The sequence below is a fragment of the Bdellovibrio sp. HCB337 genome (genome assembly GCF_047302465.1).
In the GTDB taxonomy this organism is placed as follows: Bacteria; Bdellovibrionota; Bdellovibrionia; order Bdellovibrionales; family Bdellovibrionaceae; genus JACMRP01.
In genome coordinates this window covers 1393350-1413771 of the sequence record NZ_CP178621.1, presented here as the reverse complement: position 1 = coordinate 1413771, position 20422 = coordinate 1393350, and the positions used below count along the sequence as shown (strand labels likewise).

The window sequence follows — 20422 nt, the reverse complement described above, 5'->3', positions numbered from 1 at the left end:
ACCTATCCGCAGCTTTGGTTAATTTGCTTGTTAGCAAAGTGAGCATCCATATCCAAATCAAGCTTCAAAGTGCCTTCTTTGCAGGCCTTCTGTAAAGTTTGAACGATTTCGCTCAAGTTTTCTTTTACCAATGAATAGTCTGCTTTCGTCATCATAGTCTCGTCCATGAAGAAGGTACGAGTTGCTTCCGTAGACATGTCAGCATTTAAACGCAACAAACGCGCGTAAGTGCTTGGGCTGATGTGCGAAAGGCGCTTTAACAAACCAGCTTTTTTAGCAGCATTGTCTTTGGTAACGCCGCAGTCGTTATCTTTCAACATCATGTGCTTAACCATGACTGCATTAGTAGCGCGCACTTCGTTTTCGTCCATCTTATTATTACGTTTCAATTCCGGAGTACCAGTAGATGAATCCAAGTAGTAGAACGTATTAGAATAGTGAACGTTACCGAAACGGTCTTGTTGGCTGAGCATGTGATCCAATACGATCATGTCAGCTACGTTTTGCATTTGTAGAAGCTTTTGAACGTTTGAAGCCGTCCATTGAGTACCAACAAGAGACTTTACGCTGCTTGAATCTTTAAGAAGTGCATAGATCGGGCTACGAGCACCGAAAGCTTCAGCGCGTGTTTGCGGAGCTTTTGCAGAGAAGAACATTTCAGTATATTTCTCTTCGTTGCGTGGATTTTGTTGAAGAGCGCCGTAAGACTGAGTGAAATCAGAAGTGAATAAAGCGTCTTTTTTAGAGCTTGAAGCACCTGCATTCAAGTGGTTCGAGAAGCCTTGCCAGATTTGTTTTAAAAGTGAATCTTTAGCTGGTACTGCAACCGCTGCTTTTGCTGCGATTTCGCGATGTTCTTTCAAGTCCATTGTACGAAGAACTACTGGTGGAACTTGAACTACGTTTCCAAGGATTCTAGAGATATGATAATAAGCTAAAAGTGACGGAGTATAACTGCAGCTAATGCTGCCTTTGTACTTTGCAAGTTTCTTAGAACCCTCAACATCACAACGTTTTGATTCTACTTGAGATGCCGTCATTCCCTCTGGAACAGAGTAAAACTCTACAGCAGGATTTGTACTGACCATCTTTGGGCATAAAGCCGCAGGTTGAGTCCCATTCAAACTACAAAGCTCTTGTTCTGACTTGATATCCTTTGGCGAGTACACCGCATTTGGATATTTCTTAGGAATTACGCAAATTTCTGATTGAGAAGAATTAGCAGCAGGGATTTTAATAATTTGCTCACCACGAGGCGTGGATAGATTTAAGGCAGCCATTGTCATAGGTACAAAAAGAGCCATTAAATTCGAAAGCATAAATCAACCTTTTGTTAAGAGTTCATTTGGATACTTTCAAAGACAGGGCCAATATGATTTGATTTAATAAGCTTTTAAAACGAGTTCCAGGAAAATCCGTCAGATTTAGAAACCTTCCAAGCCTTAAAGCGGCAGCCGCTGTCATTTTTTTAGACAGCGGCCCGGCATCGATTTATGGAGTTACGATCCTAACAAAATAAAAACAAAACTAACCAAAACATTTTTTTCATAACACTTCTTTGAAAACGCAGCTCCGGACCTAGGTCCATTTTCTTGCTCGTCACTTCACACTTTCGTCATGCCTCCGTCACAATAGCTTCATGACAAAACAAAAAAATATTCTGCTGGTTTTATTGGCCACAATTCTTGGCTCTTCACTCTGTGCACACGCGCAAGAATTAGATCTTGGAATTGAAAGTTCAACACAAACAGAGGCGATTTATTTTTACCAGAATCGCTACCCGCTCAAAAACCCCTACGACAAGCTTGTCGACAATCATGGCAACGGTCGTGAAGATCTTTATGGCGTTCGTAACTTCCGGGCCGTTCTCAATGGTGTTGTGTACCGTGGTGGCGCGAACAACGTTTACAACAAGTATAAAAAGCGCGCGAACCAAAATCCCCTGCAAAACAGTGCTCTGAAAAACATGTGCGAAGAAGGCTTCGGCACTGCGGTTTATTTGTATTCAACAAACTACAATACAGCTCAAAAAGTAACGAGCTGTAAATCAGTAATCAACACCAAGCAGACTCTGAATTATGTGCAGGCAACACCTCACTTAAAAGACTCTGACGCTCGTCTTGTATTGAATCTAATTTATAAGCGCTTAACGAGTGAATCTGACCACGGCCCAATCTATCTGCACTGCTGGAATGGCTGGCACGCATCCGGTTTAATTTCTGCCTACACACTTCGCCAATTCTGCGACTATACAGTAGACCAAGCAGTCAGCTATTGGAATCGCAATACCGATGGCAACAACGTTGGCAGCAACTATGATCGTCTCCGCGCCAAAATAAAATCTTTCCAACCAGATCCGAATATGAAAATCGCAGCAGACTTAAAAGCGAAAATCTGCCCACAGAAACTTTAGGAAGTCGGGACATTCCGCACACCTATATATAGGGGAGCTTTTAAGCTCCCCTTTTTATTTGTCTACTCCTTTGACAGGTAGTTTTTACAGACAATTTGGGGCAACCCTCAAACCCCTTAGACAGTTTCAATGCTTTATCTGCAATTAAACGAACTGGAGCGTGGCATATCTCTGGCTATGGAACTCCATGTGAACATTTAACTTCATACGAAGGATGCCTCTTATGTTTAAAAAGCTAGTAATTCCTATGATCGCGGCAGTTCATTGTATTTCAGCGACCTCCCATGCTTGGCAGGTAAAGCCAGAGGTCTCTAAAGCTGCAGCAGAGATTATTCAGCAGAGAATGGTAAATCCTAGTAAATATATTCCGCAATCTCAGGATGCCACCCTTCAGTATACCAGTGCCCGCTCAACTGACATAAATCAAGTGAGCACTTCAGTAGTAGACAATGACGAAGAAGCATTACAGCTTATTGAAGAAACCTATCAAAAACTAAATAAGGGCAAAAACAATCCTTTCTCGTCTCAAGATCAAGAGGCTATCCTTTCCAATGACGCTCCTTTGATCACTTTCTTGGGATTGACGAACGGTCTTATTCAGTTGCCTGATTTTTATAACACTCTCAAAGTTTACTATAATACTAATAAGTTAACGTTCGAGCAGGTCATCACAAGCATTTCTCCAGATATGGAAAATGACTTTGACGCCTTTATCTTCATCAACTCTGGTGAAGGTTCACACAAAATTGCTCAGTTCCCACGCGGTCAACGTATTAAGTACTTCCGCAGAGCTGTGCCAGGCGCTCCGATTTTTGAACGCAACGACAACGGTCAAATCACGGGTGTTCAAACTCAGTTGATTGGCAATGCAATTCAAACAGAAGCAGAACTTGCTCCATACATGAACCCTGCCTACCTTAAGCGAGCTATGGATCAAGAGGGCATCCTGACCTCTACTGGTATCAGCGGTGGCGGCGGTATGAGAACTTTCTCTGGTGTTTACCGTGTTGGCCGTACTGAGCAAGTTCATGGTAAGGGTATGATCTACACAATGTTCATCGACTATCAATATATGCTCAATCAAACTACAGCAGGTAAAGTATCTGGTATTGCGATTCACGGTACTCCGACTGGCAATGTTGGTCGCTTGGGCAATCGCGCTTCTCACGGCTGCGCGCGCATCGAACCAAACTTGTCTGGCGTTATGCGTTCATTGATGTTCAATCGTAGCTTGAGCCCAGGTATGTCTTATACTGAAGGCGTTGCGAAATTCCCAAAAAGTGGAGACGGTTGGAACCTTCAGAAACAAGACTTGATGGATTTCAACAGATATAGCCAACTTCCTTCTCCACAGGAGCAGGTCAAAGATCCTTCAAGAGTGCGTCCAGGTTACAAAGCTTTGATTATTCTCTTTGATGGATACTCGAATCCTGGTGTAGCCTTGTAAGCATGAATAATTGTCCTTGTGGTTTAGAAAACTCCTATGAAGCATGTTGTGGACTCTTACACTCTGGTGAAGAGTCCGCTCCTACCGCCGAAAAACTCATGCGCTCTCGCTACTCCGCTTTCGTCAAAAAAGAGTACGACTATCTTGAAGAGACTCTAGATCCTCAGACCTCGATGGATTTTGATCACGAAGGCAACCGCGAGTGGGCCGAACGCATGAATCTTTTTAAACTTGAAATCGTTCGCGCTGAAGAAAACGGTAACAAAGCTGTCGTCGAATTCAAAGCTCACTACATCGAAAATGACGTAGAATACATCCACCACGAAATAAGCAAGTTCAGAAAACAAGCTGGTGTTTGGTATTTCCGCGAAGGCAAAGTTCACAGCCGAAAATAGCCCCAAATGAATCACTCTGATCCGTTTCCATAGTTTTATGCAAAACTATGGATTAACTATGGATTCGCGTTTTAACTTCTCCCATGTGAGAATGAAGTCATCCCTTGCAGTTCCACACTCTAATAAGGGGAAGGACGTTAAGATGCCTAAAGTACTACTAGTCGAAGACGACCCACAGATCTCTAAAAGTCTTAAAATGAGCCTCTCTTTCAGTGGCTATGACGTCAGCGTTGCGGAAAATATCGCACACGGCTGGGAGAGCGTTTCAACAACTCCATTCGATATCCTGTTATTGGATGTGAATCTTCCCGATGGAAGTGGCTTGGATCTTTGCAAAAAGATCCGCGCTATGGGCCACAACGTACCGATCTTGTTTTTAAGTGCACGTACTGACGAAGCCATCGTTGTTGAAGGCATGAATATCGGTGCTGAAGACTATATCCGCAAACCTTTCGGCACCGAAGAACTCAAAGTTCGCATGAATAAAGCCATGAAACGCGCAGAGCCTGAGCGCAACGTCGTCAGCCATGGCCCTCTTAAAATGAGTATTGATAAAAGAACCGCAACTCTATTTGATCAACCAATCTCTCTTGGAAAAAGAGAATTTGATATTCTCATCATCCTTGCGAAAAAAGCCGAAGAAGTTGTTTCGCGGGAACAAATACTTGGTATTTTGGAACCTAACTCTGAGCTTTATGACAGAACCATTGACTCTCATATGAGTCACTTGCGTCGAAAAATGCGCGAAGCCGGAAAAGAAGAAATTCAAATTCTTCCAGTTTACGGTGTCGGTTATCGTTTGGTTTGGAAAAGACCTTCTTAATATTTATGAAAAGTACAGCGCTGGCACGATTAGTACTACTTGGCTTAGCAGGAGCTACACTCCTTAGCCTGATTTCTTTGTTCAGCTTGAACAAGATCATGGACTATGGCGCCAGCAATCATCGTCGTTTTATGATGCTGTCTATTGCAACAAGCATCGAAGAACGTCCTTTGGATTCATCCATGCTATCTCAACATACCTTTGGTGGCTTTGGTGGACCTCACGGCTCTCCACCACCGCCAGGCTTCGGCCCTCCTCCTGGATTTGGTCCGCCACCAGGATTTGGTCCTCCGCCTCCTGGCGCTGGGTTCTTTCCACCTCGCGGTGGCGGCCCCGGCGGTCCTCCACCACCTCCACGCATGAATATGTGGGTGGTCTCTGAAGCTGGCGACATCATTGCAAAGAATGATGAAAAACCTCTTCCAGAGAGCTGGGATAAAATTCAGCGTTCTGACATCGCACACGAAATCACGACAAACGAAAGCTTCTTTCGTCTTTCACCTGCGATTTATATTACAAAGTTAGAGACCAAAACTCCGGTTTATCTGGTACTAACCGAAGGCCGCAGACCCTTCTTTTCAGGGCCGATCTTTGCCACGCAAGCGCTAATGACATTCACGACAGTGTCTGTGGCGATTTTCTTTTCGTTACTTATGACCTTCTTATATATGCGAAAGAAATCTCAGGACGCCAAGGCCGTTTTGCTACGTCTTGAGCGCGGCGACCTCAAAGCAAGGTTCGAGATTAAGCGTGTCGATGAATTCGGCGTTCTGATGCTGGATTTTAACCGCATGGCCGACGAGATTGAGCGCTTGGTTTTAAGAATTCATGAAACCGAAAAATCGCGTAAAAATCTTTTGCAAGAGCTAGGACACGACTTACGCACACCACTCACGGGTCTTACCACTGCGTATGAGACCTTGAAATACCACTTTGCGAAGATTTCCGAGAGCGAGCGCGAGGAACTCTTTAATATCATCGGCGGCGAAGTCACATACCTTCGTGACCTTCTTGAAAAGCTTCTGACCATCGCAACGATTGATGAACCTCACTACAAAAAATCCACCGAAGCAATCGACTTGGAAGAGTTGATCTCTCAGGAAGTTAAATCACGCAAAGGCGCTAGCACTTCGGACTCAGTCCAATGGCATTTCCAATCCAAAGTATCTGACAAAGGCGACCATGGGCTTTTAGGAGATCCACACTTGATCACTCGTCTTGTGCGCAATGGGCTTGATAATGCTGCAAAATATGCCCGCAAAAGTATCCAAGTGACCGTTACCGAGAAAGATTCTAGCTTCGAAGTTACCATTGAGGATGATGGATCGGGGTTCTCGGCGGAAGCTCAAGAGTCTTTCGGAAAACGCAAGGACTACCGGGCTCGCGCAGTGAGTGGCCTTCATTACTCGATCGGCCTAGGATCTGTGATCATGAAGACCATCGCCGAACTTCATGGCGGCACTGTCGATATTCAAAATAAGCACTCACACTCGGGCGACATTCAAGGCGCGATCTTAAGAATCACTCTGCCGAAGACCTTTTAGTTATCAAAACTTCTTTGCAGGGTCTTTGAAGCAAATGATTGATTTGTGACCTTCCCCACTCACTCGTGAAATTATTCTGTAAGGAAATCTCGCATTCTTAAAGAGGTCTTGTGGCCCTCTAAAATCTCCTTTAAAACTGTTCTATTCTTATACCAGTTGGAGTTCCCATGCGTATCTTGTCGTTGTTCTTAGTGGGGGTGTTCCTACCCTTCTTCGCGTTGGCCAATCAGGCCCCGCAAAAACCTTACAAAGTTTTGGCAAATCCTCTTGCGATGACTATCACTCAAACCTTGGTTTCCCCCAAGGAAGATGAAGCTACTCGTGGAAAGCTAGTAGTATTTCCCGATCGCCCAAAGGTGTTCTTGTTTGAAAAAGAGTCTGATCTTCACTTCACTTACCAGCTTCAAAAAAACAAAAAAGCTCCGTTGGTTTTTGTAATTCCAGGAACCGGTGGAACTTCTGAGGCTTCTGGGGCTTTATTCTTGGCCGAGAAGCTTTACAGCTTAGGCTATCACACAGTCACTATGGATGATGCGTTCTCTTGGACCTTCGCCGTTTCTGGCAGCCGTAGCGGCCTTCCTGGCTATACTCCACGGGACGCCGAAGACCTCTATGGAGCTTTACAAAAGGTTTCTCAAAAACTGTCTGAGGAAAAAAAGCTCGAGCCCGAGACGTTCTCTTTGGTGGGCTATTCTTTAGGCGGCTTGCAAAGTGTTTTCATGCATCGCCTAGATCAAACAGAAAAAGCATTTAACTTCCGTCGCGTTTTGGTGATTGATCCACCATTAGATCTTATGCACGCCGTGAAATCCTTGGATCATTTGTACGATCTCGGCAATAAACTCGGCCGCGGACGTAAAATCACCGTTTTCAATCGCGTCGCTGAAGTTGGTGGCAGATATATGAACGAGGATGCCGATTTCACGGATCCTGCACTTTTGCAGGAGGCTTTCAACGAACTTAATTTCGATGAAAAAGATTTAGCGTATCTGATTGGCGGAAGTTTCCGCGACAGTCTTCGCGACGTGATCTTTGCAAGCCAACAAGTAAATGATCTTAAGATTCTAAAAAGTCCCGTTTCGCGTTATAAACGTAACCAGCGCTATGATGAATCCAGTCAGTACTCTTTCATGCAGTATATGAATTCCTTCGTCTATCCAAACGTGCGCCAGCAAAAAGGACCCGACTACACAATCGAAGATCTGAATAAAGAAGTCAGTTTCTATCAGTTCGGCAAACACGTGCAGACTCACAAAAACATCTTCATGGTCCACACTGCCGATGATTTTATTCTAAAAGCCGGCGACATCGCCTGGATCCAAGATAAGTTCCAAAACCGCGCGGTGATCTTCCCGTTCGGTGGTCACTGCGGAGCCATGAACTTTCCGCAGTTTTCCGAATACCTTGCTGAAGTATTTTAATCTCTAAAAATAAAAAACCCACGGTTCTTTCGAAGCGTGGGTTTTCTTAAATCGGAATTTAAAAGCCGACTACGGCTTGTAAGCCTTGTATTCCATACCCAAGTCGCGAGCAACTGGTTCGTAAACTACGTGGCCACCGTAAACGTTCAAACCTTTCAAAAGGTTTTTGTCTTTAGCAACAGCATCTTCAACGCCCATTGCTGCCAACATTGAAGCGTACTTCAAAGTCACGTTCGTCAAAGCATAAGTAGATGTACGAGGAACAACGCCTGGCATGTTAGGTACGCAGTAATGGATTACGCCATCAACTTCGTATGTAGGCTGTTGGTGAGAAGTCGGACGGCAAGTCTCGATACAACCACCTTGGTCAACCGCAACGTCAACAACAACAGAACCTTTAGACATAGAAGAAATCATGTCCTTAGAAACCAATGTTGGAGCTTTGTGACCAGTGATCAATACACCACCGATTACCAAGTCAGATTCTTTTACTGACTCTTCGATGTTTTTTGCATTCGAGAACAAAGTCATGCAACGACCTTGGAAAATATCATCCAAGTATTCCAAGCGAGGTGTGCTCACATCAAGGATTGTTACAGAAGCGCCCAAGCCCACTGCCATTTTCGCAGCGTTCGTACCAACAACACCACCACCGATGATTGTTACTTTACCTGGTTTCACGCCTGTCACGCCGCCCATAAGGATGCCCTTACCGCCGTGATCTTTTTGCAAATAGTAAGCACCGATTTGAGTCGCCATACGGCCCGCAACTTCAGACATAGGAGTCAAAAGTGGCAAAGTACCGTTGTCCAACTGAATTGTTTCGTAAGCGATCGCTTTTACTTTTCTTTCACAAAGAACTTTTGTCAATTTTGGCTCAGCTGCCAAGTGAAGATAAGTGTAGATGATTTGGTTCTCTTTCATGAGATCATATTCATCTGGAAGTGGCTCTTTCACTTTCATGATCATGTCAGCTTTAGCGTAAACTTCTTTTTTAGTGTCGATGATTTTCGCGCCGGCTTTTTCGTATTGTTCATTGGTAATACCGCTACCAACACCCGCGTCTTTTTCAACGATGATAGAGTGACCTTCTTTAACTAGCTGGCGAACGCCCGCTTCTGTCATCCCTACACGATTTTCAGAAATCTTAATTTCCTTAGGAACCCCGATTAACATAAATATCTCCCTACGTTTTCGTAACAATGTCGAAATATGCCAGATCACCTTAGAATTGCAAGACCGGTTCCTCTCTTCCTCCCTTAACCTGTTGCATCATGACGCTCTGTTCTTTTGGGCTCCGGAGTCGGGAATTTCCTGGGAGGGGTTTGGGGCAGTTTCCTCCGGGCACGCCCCTCCAGGGCTCGCGGCTTCAAAGCGCCTGAGTACAGGCACTTTGAGGGGCATCCAGCCCCCGCCGAGGCGCCTCCGGAAACTGCCCCAAACCCCTCCCAGGAAATTCGTCTCTGTATCCCAAAGTGGTAGGGCACGATTGTGGGTTTTGTGGGAATGAATTTTTGGTCTGTGCGATTTCATTGTTCTTCGCGCGCGCCTCTGTCAGTTCGTTGGCGCGCATAGACTCTGAGACTCCGTGCTAAGCCATACGCCAAAAGGAAGTTGTTATCGTGCTAGATGACTAAGAATATTTTGTTCCGAAGAAATTTGAATTTTGTGTGAGATGAGGGCTCAAGCGGCGCCCGGAAGGCCGTCCCCCTTATGGGAAGAGCGCAAAGTCCACGGCTCGCGCGAAATTCAAACCCCGCGTCGGCATCTCATTTTGAGATCTCTAAGTACGTCTCAAGTAACTTAAGTGACGTATTCTGTCCGGCTGTTATTGGTTTTGGTGATGTCCGCCAATGTACTGCAGCTAAACAGGTATGACGTTTGCTTATTGATATAGGCATGGAGACAACTATGCGTAAAAATTTAAGAATTGCTTTTACAATGTTAATTCTTTTGGCCTCTTCAGTCGTCACGGTGGCTACGTCGAAAAAGAGGGACTATGTGTCTCCCGAGTCTTTGGCTCGCAAGGAATACTATGTGGCTTCGAATTGCCCGCAAGCTATCACTCAGGACCAAGTTGTTATCGACAACGAATTGATCGAGTCTCCTGCCAACCGCAGTTTCTATAACTATGGTTTGCCGACTTATAATTTGAATTTAACTTTCACGACTCAAATCATCGAGAACATGAATGGAGTCCAAAGAACTTGTATCCGCGCCGAACAAAACTACGGGGGCACTCCCCTGATCGTTTATACGTGCTCAGAGTATGGCCAAGCTGTTTGTCAGGTTTCCTTTGAGGCCATCCAATAACGACGCAAATACAAATACGTCAATGGATTGACGAGCAAAGAAGTCAAATCTGTCGGATCTTGGATCAACTGTATTTGAAATAGGTAATTTGCGAAAAAAGCCTCTATCGCGCGAGCACTTGCCGGGGAAAGTTTTACCAGAACCATCAAGAAATCAGTAAAAAGAATCGCAACTATTGTCGTGCGCTTGCTTAGACGAAACTTGTTAACACCAAAGAGTTCATCGAAGGCCACGATCAACGCTAACATTAAAATCGGTAAGTAAAAGACGCCGCAGAAATCACTCAGTTTGCCGGTAAGAATTCCCGGAAACGCATACTTTCCCCAATGATCGTTCAATGCCATGACGGCTACTGCCGTTAGCGGAATCGGATGAACAAAGAATTTAATTTTATATGGAATGTTTGCTAAAGCCATCTCTGACTAGATCAAACTCATTGAGGAATTACCCAGCCAGAAAACCGTTGGACTTCCTCGCTGATGTCAGCACCAAGTTCGACGTGGCGGAAGCACTGAGGCGAGTCCATAATCTTACGGACAAGCTTATTCATAACATCGTGACCGGCTTTATAAAGGACCACGTGCCCCATTAGAGGCATTTCTAATGTCACTAGATCACCCAAAGCGTCTAGTGTTTTGTGTCTTACGAATTCGTCTGCGAATCTCAAGCCCTCTGGGTTGATGATGCCTTCGGCATCAAGCACGATCGCATTATCTAAGCTTCCGCCTTTTGCTAGGCCTCTTGCTTTTAAGGCTTCTACGTCTTTTAGGAAACCGAAGGTTCTTGCGTTTGCTACGTCACGACCGAAACTTTGTTCATTGACGTCGATGTCCATCTTTTGAAGGCCAATTGCTGGATGAGGAAAGTCGATTGTTACTGTAAGTCTGAGGCCATGGTACGGAACTACGTAGGCGTGCTTTTCGCCTTCTGAGAAATAAATTGGTTCCGTGATGTAGCAATACTTACGTGGCTGATCTTGCTCGACCAAACCCACTTCTAAAAGAGCCTTTAAGAAATCCTTCGCGCTGCCATCACAGATGGGGATTTCAGGACCATCTAATTCAACAAAAAGATTATCAATTCTCAGGGCCGAAAGTGCAGATAAACAATGCTCAATAGTGGCAACGCTAAAAGTAGCTCCACCGATTGTTGTTGCATGTGAGGTCGCTTGCACATTTTTCGCTGAAACCTTCAAAGAAGGTGCCCCCGGTAGGTCTGTTCTTACAAAGTAAACCCCGGTGTTTGGTGGCGCTGGACGAAATGTGAGTGTGCACGGATCGCCAGAGTGAATGCCAATGCCATGGACGACGGTTTTCTTATGAATGGTTTTTTGTAAAAACATGATCCCACTCTACCCGAAGGCGACATGAGTGTCAAAAAAACCTGTTTCTTTCAATACCAGGCTCAATTTTCGAACCTCTGGGCCGATAAGAAATTCACTCAAACAGGAGGCCAATATGGCTCATATTTTCCAGTGGGACCCGAATAAACTCAGTATCCATGTCGATAAAATGGATCAAGAACACATTAAACTCATCAACATCATGAATAAGCTTGCGACTCGACACGAGGAGAAAGCTCCTCATGGTGAGCTTGTCGCGATTGCGAAAGAGTTGCAAAGTTGGACAATCACGCACTTTGATCACGAAGAAAAGTTCTTCGACACGCTTCCCTATAGCCACGCGAATGTTCACAAAAAGATACACAAAGACCTGCTCGCAAAGCTGGACGAACACGTGAAGACCTTTGAGAAGACCAAAACTTTGACAGATGAGTTCTTCCGATTCCTTAAAGTATGGCTGACAGCCCATATTGCAGGCATTGATATGAAATATGGTGAGATTGCCAATAAGAAAGCGGGCTAAAACTGCTCGAAAGCGTGGGATCAAGCAATCTCACTCTGAGAAAAATCGTCTTGAAAGCTGACAGTGTAGAAACTGTGGAGTGCGCCTCAGCCACTCCATCGTTTTAAGACGGTCCTTGATTTGCAACTAGATACTCTTCGGGGGACACACGCATGAAGAAACTGATGGTAGGCTTTGGGATTGCTATTCTAGTTGTATCTTTCCAGAACTGCCAACGTTCAGGCTTTAATGTCACTGACGCTTCTAGCAACAATGGTTCTGGCAATGCTAGTGCCGATGCGTCCGGAGTTGAGACACCCGGAAATGATGTCCTCTTTAAATTAGAACCAGCCCTCGCGATCCGCGGAATGGGCTGTATCCAATGCCACGCCAAAGTTGAATCCAACATCCTTACCGACTTCGGTTATCAAGGTAATGGCGCTGGAAAAGACTATTTCTTCTCTCAAGCTCCAGAGCAAAAATGGTGGAATAGCGGTGGTATCTACGGAGACCACGGGAATAACTTCAACACGATGGAGTTCCCAAACCCTCAATCTGCCATCGTTCCTAAAGCTGCTCTTCCTAGCAACTTGGTCTCTGCAACTGGCCAAGCTACTCTTGGTAACTATATTCGCTCGCAATTCGCCAAGTCCACGTTTGCGGGAACCAAAGCTACTCAGGTCTATGAAAAAAGCCGCGTTTATATCGGGGCTCCGACTGAGGGCGATCTTATTGCAGCATTCGCGTTGGCACCGAATGAACGCATGAAATATATTAAGGACAAACCAGACTCCGTCGAAATTGCAGGTCTTCAGGACCGCGGCACCTTTTTCCAGAATAGCAGCGTGCTCAATTGCGACGGTGATGTGGTGATCCGCGGTCCATTATTACTTCAAAATCTTCAGGTGAATACTCGCAACGGTTGCCGCCTGCATGTGATCGGATCGGTATTTACATACGGCACGATCACTTACACAAGCTCTGATGACAACCGTAACTTGCAAATCACAAGCACCAAATCCATCGCGATGGGCCTTGGCGCTACTAACGTTGGTGTTACAAGCTGTGATCCAACTTCTCAATACACAACTGAAGTTAATTCACCAAGCTTTGCAGCTGGTTCTTCTTTGTTAACTCGCTACCGCGACATGTGGACTGTGCCTAGCTTCTATGTTCGTCAAAGCACAGATCCTTTGGCGTTCGGTAAATCCGTTGTTGCAGAAGCTCAGTTGATTGAAGCTGCGACAGGGACGCTGTACGATGCTTCTTGCCGTGGTGAAGGCCGCAGCATTTCTTTCGAAAGATTGGTCTTGAATGCACCCATCGTTCATAGCCGCTATCAAGGAAATGTCTCTGGAACTATTATCGCTGAATTTGCACTGATGAGCTTGGGTGTGTTTAAGTTTAAATTCGACCCAGTCTTTATCCGTGTACAACTCTTCCCACGCCTAAGCAAAAAGATCTATTTGGATGTCGTTGACTAGTGCGACAGTAGATTCTGCCAATCTTCGAGATTATACTTATTGAGCATTTTTTGAAGCTCGCCATTCTTGCGGGCTTTTTTAAACCAAGCTTTCATTTGCCGGTCGACCAATGGAAAGTCTTTGTGACCCTTCCATGAAACCAAGATAATCGGACTAAATCCCGTCAACGACGTCGGGACCAAACGAATATTTTTCAGTTTCGCACGCAAAAGGCTGTATCTAAGAATATTGTAATCCCCGAGAGCCACATCAGCTCGCTGATCATTCATCATCAACATCATTCTTTCGGTGATGTCATACCCCGAAATCTCGACGATCTCGGTCGCTTTCTCCGTGTTCTTGTTTCCGCCGGGCGTAGCTGAACTGGTCTTCTTTGTACCATTCGCTTTCTCGGCCAACCCTTTACGAAGATTGTCTGTTTCAGGTCCCATATAGGTCAGTAAAATCGATTTTCCAGCCAGATCTTCAAAATCGATGATCACTTCATCTTCAGGTAAAGTCGTCAGCGCGCCGGCGAAACTCACACCCAGGGCCGCAGAAACGATGCTGACATCAGGTAGATAGCGCACCATAAATCCGGGAAGAATCAAAAAATCGACTTCGCGCTTTTGCAAAGACTGAACCTGACGAGGCAGCGGGATCTCGATAAACTGGAATTTGACATTGCTGTTTTTACCAACCGTATTAAAGATCTCTGCTAAGAACCCCTCCCACTCGCCTTTTACATTCTTTCCTAAATAGGGCATCAGTGGATCGATACCGATTTTTAGTTTTGTTTCAGCAAAAGCAAAGCTGGCAAATATGGATAGTACCAGAGCTAAAAGGATCTTCATAAAAGCCCCCCGCTCTTTTGCACTCTTCCCATCCACCACTTATTATCTTTCGCCCATGGTTTACGAAAGGCGTTCGGAATTTCCCCTGACCAACCAGGATATTTACCCGCTGTCTTCTCGGTGATGGGAAAAGTCGGTACTAGTACTTTTGCGGGAACTTTTTTTCCGTTAAGAACATCGGCAGTCACTAAAAAACTCTGTCTGCCGATTTCACCGCAGAACTGTGCTGAATCGATCACCGTAATTTTCTTATTCACTACATTTTGGACCGAAGCTGGATCTCCATCGACTGTCGCTTGCTTAATCTCGGTTCGTTCGGCGCTCAGAAGTTCGCTGACAACAGCAAGACCACCCCCGTCGTTCACTGAGAAAATCACATCCACACTGCCCTTCACAGGAAAATCTTTTAGGAATTCCAGGGCCGCTTTTTTACCGCCGACTGGCTCAACGGCCTCGTAAGTCTTTAGGACCAGAAAATTTTGTTCAGCTTTGCGAAGTGTATCAAAAAAACCTTCTACGCGATCGGTGGTGGAAGACACCTTGGGATACTCAAAGACCACGATTTTAATCGTGTCTGTACGTTTATAAAAAGACATGATGTATTCAGCGTTCAGTTCACCCGCCTGATAATTGTTGCTGGTAATAAACGAGCGTAATTTACCGTCGACGATGTACTGATCATAGGCAATAACTGGAATCTTTTTACGATTAGCAACCTTGAGAGGCCCCGAAAGAGCCGCATTATCTGTCGGCTGAATGATGATAGCGTCGGGATTCGATTGAATGGCCGTTTTGAATTGCTGAACTTGATTTCGTATTCCCTCTTTACCATCGCCAGCTACGTAAGGAGTGATTTTGATTTTTTTACTGTGGCTTTTGTTGTATTTCTCGGCTTCGGCTTCAAGGCCTTTTCTCATAGCCACTTGGCCTTCGATGTTCATGCTCCAATACAGAACCGCAATATTCCACGACGGCGTTGGCTCTTGAGCCAACGCGTTTCCTGCAAACATGAAACTCAGAAGAAGCACTAAGATGTTTGGCAACAAACCGCCCCCTAAGATGCGCTAGCTAGGCATCTTTACACGGATACTTCCTACTTCGGTTCCCTTCCAGTTTTTTATTTTTGGCTCTAGGTATTTTTTAAGGCTTGTTTGATTTTCTTCGTTTAAAACACCCAGTTTTTGCAACAAGAATGCCGTCGCCGCTTGAGAAGCTCGGGTATTGCCGTCCTCTGCTTTCACGGCAAAGGCCCATCCTTTTTCCGGAAGAACTCCGCAGAAAACGCCTTCGGCACCGTTTTTAATAATGGCACGACCATGAGTTTTTTGGATGATGTCTGACGTAAAATCATCCGTCCCAGATAAATAGAAAGCTTCGTGGCGAACAGAATCAATAATACGCTTTCCAGCCACCCGACGACGTTCACTTTCTTTCGGGTTGATCAACGCCATCATGCCAATCGCCATATTTTGCAAAGGCATGGCATAGGTCAAAATTCCACAACCATCGATCCCATAGTGAGCTTTGTTATGATCAAAACGTGTGACCTCAGATAAAACTTTGCGTAAGCGCACTTGGGCCGGATGCGCGTACTTATCGTAGCCTTCCGGATTTTCTTTCAGGTGCAAGCAGGTCGCAATAATCCCTGAATGCTTACCAGAGCAGTTGTTAATTATTGGAGTTGGTTGCAGACTACGACGGATCATCTCATGAGCTGTGGCTTCGTTAGCTGGGTAATGACCGCCACAAACCAATTGTTCTTCACGAATGCCTGCTTTTTTCATCATCTCGGCCACACCGATGATGTGATTTTTTTCACCTCGATGTGAAGAGCACGCTAAGCAAATATGACGAGCTTCAAAGCCAAAAGCCTCGGCAGCTCCCGACTCTAAGACCGGCAAAGCTTGTAACATTTTAATCGCAGAACGCGGGAACGTTAGATAATCGACATTCCCCCAAAACAAGACAGGTACCGCTCTTTCATCCACGACAACAGCTAAGACCTGGTGTTGACTTTCAACAACCGAGCCTCTGAGTACTTCAACGGAAAGAGGAACTCTTGATTTCATGGAACATCCTTTTAGAGAATATTAGTTGTTCAAAGGAGTTTCGAATACTTGGTTCTTGGCAAATTCTGTGATCATGCGGCCACGTTGAGTCTTTTGTAAAAAGCCTTCTTGCAAAAGGAAGGGCTCATAAACTTCCTCGATCGTATCGCGCTCTTCACTCAGAGCTGCCGCGATGGTGTCCACACCGACAGGGCCACCCGCGTATTTGTCATGAATCAGTTGAAGAATACGACGGTCCATGGGATCCAAACCAAAACGATCAACGCCCAATTTGTTCAATGCAGAATTTGCCAAATCCTTAGTGATCGAGCCATTTCCTTGCACCTGCGCAAAGTCACGCACACGCTTCAATAAACGAATCGCCACACGAGGCGTTCCACGAGAACGTCGAGCAATTTCCTCAGCACCTTCAGGCTGAATCGCGATATTCAAAAGCTTTGCATCTCTTTCAAGAATTTGTTGCAAAGATCCTTTGTCATAGAAATTCAATCTTTCAACGATGCCAAAACGATCTCTGAACGGAGCATTCAACAACCCCGCACGCGTCGTCGCACCTACCAAGGTAAATGGCGCCAACTGAAATTTCATAGAACGCGCACCCAAACCGTCTCCGGTCACGATGTCGATATAGAAATCCTCCATCGCCGTGTACAGATACTCTTCCACTTGGCGGCTCAGACGATGAATCTCGTCGATGAACAGTACCGAGTGTGGTTTTAAGCTTGTTAAAATCGCCGCCAAATCACCTTTTTTATCGATGGCTGGAGCTGAGGTCGCTTTGAAATCCACGTTCATTTCGTTGGCAATGATTTTTGCCAGAGTTGTTTTACCCAAACCTGGAGGACCGCTTAACAAAGTATGATCCAAAGATTCGCCACGGCCTTTAGCAGCGCCTACGAAAATTTTAAGCTTATCTTTGACTTCATCTTGCCCTGGAAAATCCGAAAAACTCTGAGGACGTAGAATATTCTCCCAGGATTTTTCACCCTCCATCGGATCTCCCTCTAAGATTCTTCCCATTTTAATTCCTGTCTCCATAAACTCGTCCAATCTCTATAATTACAGCGGTTGTGAAAGGGCCGCGAGTCCTTTACGAACGCCGTCTTCAACACCGGCATCCTTTGGCAAGGTTGCTACAAATTGCTCTACGGCTTGCGGCTTAAAGCCCAAGTTCAGCAACGCAGAAGTGATTTCAGGATGAGCGACCAACATTTTCTTTTTCGCGCCCGTCTTCGGCTCTAAAAGAACCAACTTGCCTTTGAGAGTTAAAATAATTTGCTCGGCCGTTTTTTTGCCGACTTTTGGTAAACTTGAAAGTGCTTTTGCATTGCTACTTTCGATCATCTCGTGAATTTGCTCAACACGGCCACCAGAAAGAATGCTGAGAGCCATCTTCGGTCCCACGCCGTTCACTTTTAGCAAAGACAAAAACAAATTCTTTTCTTCTTTTGAGTGGAAACCAAAAAGTTGGAACGCATCTTCACGCACGTGAGTGTGAATCCAAACGATCACTTCTTTGCTAAGCAGACCTTGCAAATCTGAAAGAGTATTGGCTGACGCCAAAATCTCGTAACCCACGCCACCCACATCCATCAATGCGGAGTCTTCTGCAACTTCAACTACAATACCTTTGAGATAACCGATCATAAAAACTCCAACTAAATTTCAACGGCCCGACGCACGAGTTGCTGTCTTTGTACTTCGTAGGCATGATGGCAAGCCATCGCAAGGGCATCCGAAGCATCCAGGCGCTCAATCTTTTGCAAACGCAACAAGGCTTTCAAAACTGCCTGTACTTGCTCTTTGCTGGCTCCACCATCCCCGGTGACGCCTTTTTTTACCACGCGAGTAGCATATTCAAAAACCTTGGCTCCGCCACGCATAGCTTCGTACATTACAACGCCACGTGCATGCCCCAGCTTAAACGCGCTGTCAGCATTTTTGCCGAGAAAGATTTTTTCAATCGCGACGTGATTCGGTTTGTACTTTTCCATGATTTCACGAAAGGCACTGCCTAGCTCTAACATGCGATCTGGAAAATCGCCGTCCGTGTCCATGACGATAACGCCATGACTGACATGTTCCATCTGACCACGATGAACACGCACCAAACCAAAACCTGTCACGCGAGATCCGGGATCTACGCCTAAAATCAATGAACTCATCAGGGTATTTGAATTCGTCTCCTAGGGGAGGTCAATAAAAAGCTCTATTGAATTTCTTGGGCTGAGATGTCATGATCTTCTTCAAGGGGAAAATCAAACAATATGCCCAAAATCGAAGCAAGCGCCATTGAAAAATACCAAGTGATTCTGCAAAAAGATCCAAGCTCTCAGGTGTTTGCCCCCCTTGCCGAAGCTTACCGCGAAATGGGAATGCTCAAAGAAGCCGAACAAATTGCCCGCGCCGGAGTGAAGCGTCACTCATCTTTTGCCTCTGGGTACGTCGTTTATGCCCGCATCATGAAAGACATGGGCCGTCCGGAAGACAGCCTCAAATTTGTTCAAAAAGCGATCGAACTTTCTCCGGAAAACATCTTAGCGCACCACCTTCAAGCTGAAGTTTATTTACAGAGCAAGCGCCCGAAAGAGGCTCTGAGAGCCTTTAAGATGGTTTTGTTCTTAAATCCTCAGAGCGAACGTGCTCGCAAAGCGGTCTCGAAACTTGAAAGCCTCACGGCCGATGAATACGATGACGACGTGTTCGAGATGAGCAAAATCGGCTCATTGAAAGAGCAATTCTGGATCGAAGATGAAGAAGAAAAAGAAGAATCCGTGATTCACCAAACCTCTCAGATCACAGAGGCCACGGCGTCAGGCTTGAAAAAGCCATCTGCGGCCCCTCCGCGAGCGATGGAGCGCATGCTTTCATTGATCGATGCTTTCATTGTTCGCAATGATTTGAATAAAGCAAAAATGCTTCTTAGCGATACCCAAACCGAATTTGGCGATCATCCCGAGATTTTGCAAAGAATGAAGCTTCTGCACAGCCGTAGTGGTGGCATGATGGCAACTTCGACGGAGGAAGACCAAGCGACTCCTTTAAAACCGTTGCAGTCCCGAGAAAAGGCCATTCAGCAGCGAAAACTCGAAGTTCTCGAGATGATGCTTCGCAATATCAATGAGTATCGACAGCTTTAATTTTGACCTCCCCCCGTCCCCTAAGTTTATATGGATCCTCTAAATTTCGAACTCAAATGAGGATGCAATGTACGAAACAGCCGATTTTAAAAAAGGTTTGAAGATCATGGTTGAAGGTAAGCCTTACGTGATCGTTGATTTCCAACACGTAAAACCAGGTAAAGGCAACCAATTCACCCGCACAAAACTGAGAAACATGCTTACAAGCCAAAATCTTGAAGTAACTTTCAAATCTGGTGAAAAATTCGAAGTTCCTAACGTTGAAAACAAAGAAATGACGTTCCTGTACAAAGACGACACAGGCTATAGCTTCATGGATCAAGAATCCTATGAGCAGCTCACAATGAGTGAAGATGATTTGGGTGAAACCAAATATTACCTCACTGAAAACTTGAAAGTTGTGATCTTGCTTTACAATGAAAAAGCCGTTGCCGTTGATGTTCCAAAAGCTGTGAACTTGAAAGTGGCAAAATCAGATCCAGGAATCAAAGGCGACCGCGTTTCTGGCGCGACAAAGCCTGCAACTATGGAAACTGGACTCGTTGTTCAAGTTCCACTTCACATCAATGAAGGCGACACTCTTCGTATCGACACAGATTCTGGTGACTACGTAGAACGCGTGAACATGAAGTAATCCGATCCTTAGGTCGAGATTTCCTTAAGACTTTAGCCTCGAAAACTCTCAAGTTTCGGGGC

General features: G+C 45.3%; 21 protein-coding genes. 11 read left to right on the top strand and 10 right to left on the bottom strand.

Annotated elements, in window-relative coordinates:
- Positions 1–2 precede the first annotated feature (2 nt).
- Complete coding sequence (locus ACLWBB_RS06815) at positions 3–1319, bottom strand: hypothetical protein (protein ID WP_413290863.1); 1317 nt, start codon at positions 1317–1319, stop codon at positions 3–5.
- A gap of 320 nt (positions 1320–1639) precedes the next feature.
- Here ACLWBB_RS06815 and ACLWBB_RS06810 point away from each other — a divergent pair, with 320 nt between their 5' ends.
- The 6 genes from ACLWBB_RS06810 (at position 1640) to ACLWBB_RS06785 (ending at position 8043) form a co-directional block, all read left to right on the top strand.
- Positions 1640–2413 carry a hypothetical protein gene (locus tag ACLWBB_RS06810; protein ID WP_413290862.1) on the top strand — a complete coding sequence of 258 codons (774 nt, stop codon included), beginning with the start codon at positions 1640–1642 and terminating at the stop codon, positions 2411–2413.
- Between the two features lie 223 nt (positions 2414–2636).
- Positions 2637–3860 (top strand): L,D-transpeptidase, encoded by a 1224-nt coding sequence (locus tag ACLWBB_RS06805; RefSeq protein WP_413290861.1) that lies wholly within the window; start codon positions 2637–2639, stop codon positions 3858–3860.
- Between the two features lie 2 nt (positions 3861–3862).
- On the top strand, positions 3863–4255 hold the full coding sequence (locus ACLWBB_RS06800) for a YchJ family protein (RefSeq protein ID WP_413290860.1): 393 nt from the start codon (positions 3863–3865) through the stop codon (positions 4253–4255).
- 142 nt (positions 4256–4397) lie between these two features.
- Positions 4398–5078 (top strand): response regulator transcription factor, encoded by a 681-nt coding sequence (locus ACLWBB_RS06795; protein ID WP_413290859.1) that lies wholly within the window; start codon positions 4398–4400, stop codon positions 5076–5078.
- A 5-nt stretch (positions 5079–5083) separates the two neighbouring features.
- Complete coding sequence (locus tag ACLWBB_RS06790; protein WP_413290858.1) at positions 5084–6622, top strand: ATP-binding protein; 1539 nt, start codon at positions 5084–5086, stop codon at positions 6620–6622.
- A 167-nt stretch (positions 6623–6789) separates the two neighbouring features.
- A complete protein-coding gene (locus ACLWBB_RS06785; RefSeq protein WP_413290857.1) occupies positions 6790–8043 on the top strand; it encodes a hypothetical protein in 1254 nt (417 codons plus the stop codon).
- 69 nt (positions 8044–8112) lie between these two features.
- Here the strand turns inward: ACLWBB_RS06785 and ald are convergent, their stop codons facing one another.
- A complete protein-coding gene (ald, locus tag ACLWBB_RS06780) occupies positions 8113–9219 on the bottom strand; it encodes an alanine dehydrogenase (RefSeq protein WP_413290856.1) in 1107 nt (368 codons plus the stop codon).
- A 735-nt stretch (positions 9220–9954) separates the two neighbouring features.
- On the opposite strand from ald, the gene ACLWBB_RS06775 reads away from it, so the two are divergent.
- Positions 9955–10356 (top strand): hypothetical protein, encoded by a 402-nt coding sequence (locus ACLWBB_RS06775; protein WP_413290855.1) that lies wholly within the window; start codon positions 9955–9957, stop codon positions 10354–10356.
- Here ACLWBB_RS06775 and ACLWBB_RS06770 read toward each other — a convergent pair.
- A complete protein-coding gene (locus ACLWBB_RS06770) occupies positions 10329–10772 on the bottom strand; it encodes a hypothetical protein (protein ID WP_413290854.1) in 444 nt (147 codons plus the stop codon). The two genes, ACLWBB_RS06775 and ACLWBB_RS06770, sit on opposite strands and share 28 nt — an antisense overlap.
- Before the next feature lie 17 nt (positions 10773–10789).
- Positions 10790–11698 carry a UDP-3-O-acyl-N-acetylglucosamine deacetylase gene (lpxC, locus tag ACLWBB_RS06765; RefSeq protein ID WP_413290853.1) on the bottom strand — a complete coding sequence of 303 codons (909 nt, stop codon included), beginning with the start codon at positions 11696–11698 and terminating at the stop codon, positions 10790–10792.
- A gap of 115 nt (positions 11699–11813) precedes the next feature.
- On the opposite strand from lpxC, the gene ACLWBB_RS06760 reads away from it, so the two are divergent.
- Positions 11814–12221, top strand: a complete 408-nt coding sequence (locus ACLWBB_RS06760) for a bacteriohemerythrin (RefSeq protein WP_413290852.1) — start codon at positions 11814–11816, stop codon at positions 12219–12221.
- A gap of 152 nt (positions 12222–12373) precedes the next feature.
- Positions 12374–13684: a hypothetical protein gene (locus ACLWBB_RS06755; RefSeq protein ID WP_413290851.1), complete on the top strand. Its 1311-nt coding sequence runs from the start codon at positions 12374–12376 to the stop codon at positions 13682–13684.
- Here the strand turns inward: ACLWBB_RS06755 and ACLWBB_RS06750 are convergent.
- Genes ACLWBB_RS06750 through ruvC form a run of 6 tightly spaced genes read right to left on the bottom strand, consistent with a single transcriptional unit; the run spans position 13681 to position 18751 of the window.
- Complete coding sequence (locus tag ACLWBB_RS06750) at positions 13681–14517, bottom strand: substrate-binding periplasmic protein (RefSeq protein WP_413290850.1); 837 nt, start codon at positions 14515–14517, stop codon at positions 13681–13683. The genes ACLWBB_RS06755 and ACLWBB_RS06750 overlap by 4 nt on opposite strands.
- A complete protein-coding gene (locus ACLWBB_RS06745) occupies positions 14514–15563 on the bottom strand; it encodes a sugar ABC transporter substrate-binding protein (protein ID WP_413290849.1) in 1050 nt (349 codons plus the stop codon). Before ACLWBB_RS06745 ends, ACLWBB_RS06750 begins: the two co-directional genes overlap by 4 nt.
- Before the next feature lie 18 nt (positions 15564–15581).
- Complete coding sequence (locus tag ACLWBB_RS06740) at positions 15582–16586, bottom strand: asparaginase (RefSeq protein ID WP_413290848.1); 1005 nt, start codon at positions 16584–16586, stop codon at positions 15582–15584.
- Between the two features lie 21 nt (positions 16587–16607).
- Entirely contained in the window at positions 16608–17606 is a 999-nt protein-coding gene (ruvB, locus tag ACLWBB_RS06735; RefSeq protein ID WP_413290847.1) for a Holliday junction branch migration DNA helicase RuvB, read from the bottom strand.
- A 39-nt stretch (positions 17607–17645) separates the two neighbouring features.
- Complete coding sequence (ruvA, locus tag ACLWBB_RS06730) at positions 17646–18233, bottom strand: Holliday junction branch migration protein RuvA (RefSeq protein ID WP_413290846.1); 588 nt, start codon at positions 18231–18233, stop codon at positions 17646–17648.
- Between the two features lie 11 nt (positions 18234–18244).
- Entirely contained in the window at positions 18245–18751 is a 507-nt protein-coding gene (gene ruvC / locus ACLWBB_RS06725; RefSeq protein ID WP_413290845.1) for a crossover junction endodeoxyribonuclease RuvC, read from the bottom strand.
- A 102-nt stretch (positions 18752–18853) separates the two neighbouring features.
- On the opposite strand from ruvC, the gene ACLWBB_RS06720 reads away from it, so the two are divergent.
- Both ACLWBB_RS06720 and efp read left to right on the top strand, forming a co-directional pair.
- On the top strand, positions 18854–19726 hold the full coding sequence (locus ACLWBB_RS06720; RefSeq protein WP_413290844.1) for a tetratricopeptide repeat protein: 873 nt from the start codon (positions 18854–18856) through the stop codon (positions 19724–19726).
- 67 nt (positions 19727–19793) lie between these two features.
- The gene (gene efp / locus ACLWBB_RS06715) at positions 19794–20360 is read left to right on the top strand and encodes an elongation factor P (protein ID WP_413290843.1); all 567 of its coding nucleotides are present in this window, start codon (positions 19794–19796) and stop codon (positions 20358–20360) included.
- Positions 20361–20422 lie beyond the last annotated feature (62 nt).

Excerpts from the sequence above, each read along its gene's own strand:
- ACLWBB_RS06775 (WP_413290855.1), top strand. The coding sequence starts at position 9,955 with ATGCGTAAAAATTTAAGAATTGCTTTTACAATGTTAATTCTTTTGGCC.
- ACLWBB_RS06770 (WP_413290854.1), bottom strand. The coding sequence starts at position 10,772 with ATGGCTTTAGCAAACATTCCATATAAAATTAAATTCTTTGTTCATCCG.
- ruvC (WP_413290845.1), bottom strand. The coding sequence starts at position 18,751 with ATGAGTTCATTGATTTTAGGCGTAGATCCCGGATCTCGCGTGACAGGT.
- lpxC (WP_413290853.1), bottom strand. The coding sequence starts at position 11,698 with ATGTTTTTACAAAAAACCATTCATAAGAAAACCGTCGTCCATGGCATT.
- efp (WP_413290843.1), top strand. The coding sequence starts at position 19,794 with ATGTACGAAACAGCCGATTTTAAAAAAGGTTTGAAGATCATGGTTGAA.
- ACLWBB_RS06740 (WP_413290848.1), bottom strand. The coding sequence starts at position 16,586 with ATGAAATCAAGAGTTCCTCTTTCCGTTGAAGTACTCAGAGGCTCGGTT.
- ACLWBB_RS06720 (WP_413290844.1), top strand. The coding sequence starts at position 18,854 with ATGCCCAAAATCGAAGCAAGCGCCATTGAAAAATACCAAGTGATTCTG.
- ACLWBB_RS06795 (WP_413290859.1), top strand. The coding sequence starts at position 4,398 with ATGCCTAAAGTACTACTAGTCGAAGACGACCCACAGATCTCTAAAAGT.
- ACLWBB_RS06785 (WP_413290857.1), top strand. The coding sequence starts at position 6,790 with ATGCGTATCTTGTCGTTGTTCTTAGTGGGGGTGTTCCTACCCTTCTTC.
- ACLWBB_RS06805 (WP_413290861.1), top strand. The coding sequence starts at position 2,637 with ATGTTTAAAAAGCTAGTAATTCCTATGATCGCGGCAGTTCATTGTATT.
- ruvA (WP_413290846.1), bottom strand. The coding sequence starts at position 18,233 with ATGATCGGTTATCTCAAAGGTATTGTAGTTGAAGTTGCAGAAGACTCC.
- ruvB (WP_413290847.1), bottom strand. The coding sequence starts at position 17,606 with ATGGGAAGAATCTTAGAGGGAGATCCGATGGAGGGTGAAAAATCCTGG.
- ACLWBB_RS06755 (WP_413290851.1), top strand. The coding sequence starts at position 12,374 with ATGAAGAAACTGATGGTAGGCTTTGGGATTGCTATTCTAGTTGTATCT.
- ACLWBB_RS06815 (WP_413290863.1), bottom strand. The coding sequence starts at position 1,319 with ATGCTTTCGAATTTAATGGCTCTTTTTGTACCTATGACAATGGCTGCC.
- ald (WP_413290856.1), bottom strand. The coding sequence starts at position 9,219 with ATGTTAATCGGGGTTCCTAAGGAAATTAAGATTTCTGAAAATCGTGTA.
- ACLWBB_RS06760 (WP_413290852.1), top strand. The coding sequence starts at position 11,814 with ATGGCTCATATTTTCCAGTGGGACCCGAATAAACTCAGTATCCATGTC.
- ACLWBB_RS06810 (WP_413290862.1), top strand. The coding sequence starts at position 1,640 with ATGACAAAACAAAAAAATATTCTGCTGGTTTTATTGGCCACAATTCTT.
- ACLWBB_RS06750 (WP_413290850.1), bottom strand. The coding sequence starts at position 14,517 with ATGAAGATCCTTTTAGCTCTGGTACTATCCATATTTGCCAGCTTTGCT.
- ACLWBB_RS06790 (WP_413290858.1), top strand. The coding sequence starts at position 5,084 with ATGAAAAGTACAGCGCTGGCACGATTAGTACTACTTGGCTTAGCAGGA.
- ACLWBB_RS06800 (WP_413290860.1), top strand. The coding sequence starts at position 3,863 with ATGAATAATTGTCCTTGTGGTTTAGAAAACTCCTATGAAGCATGTTGT.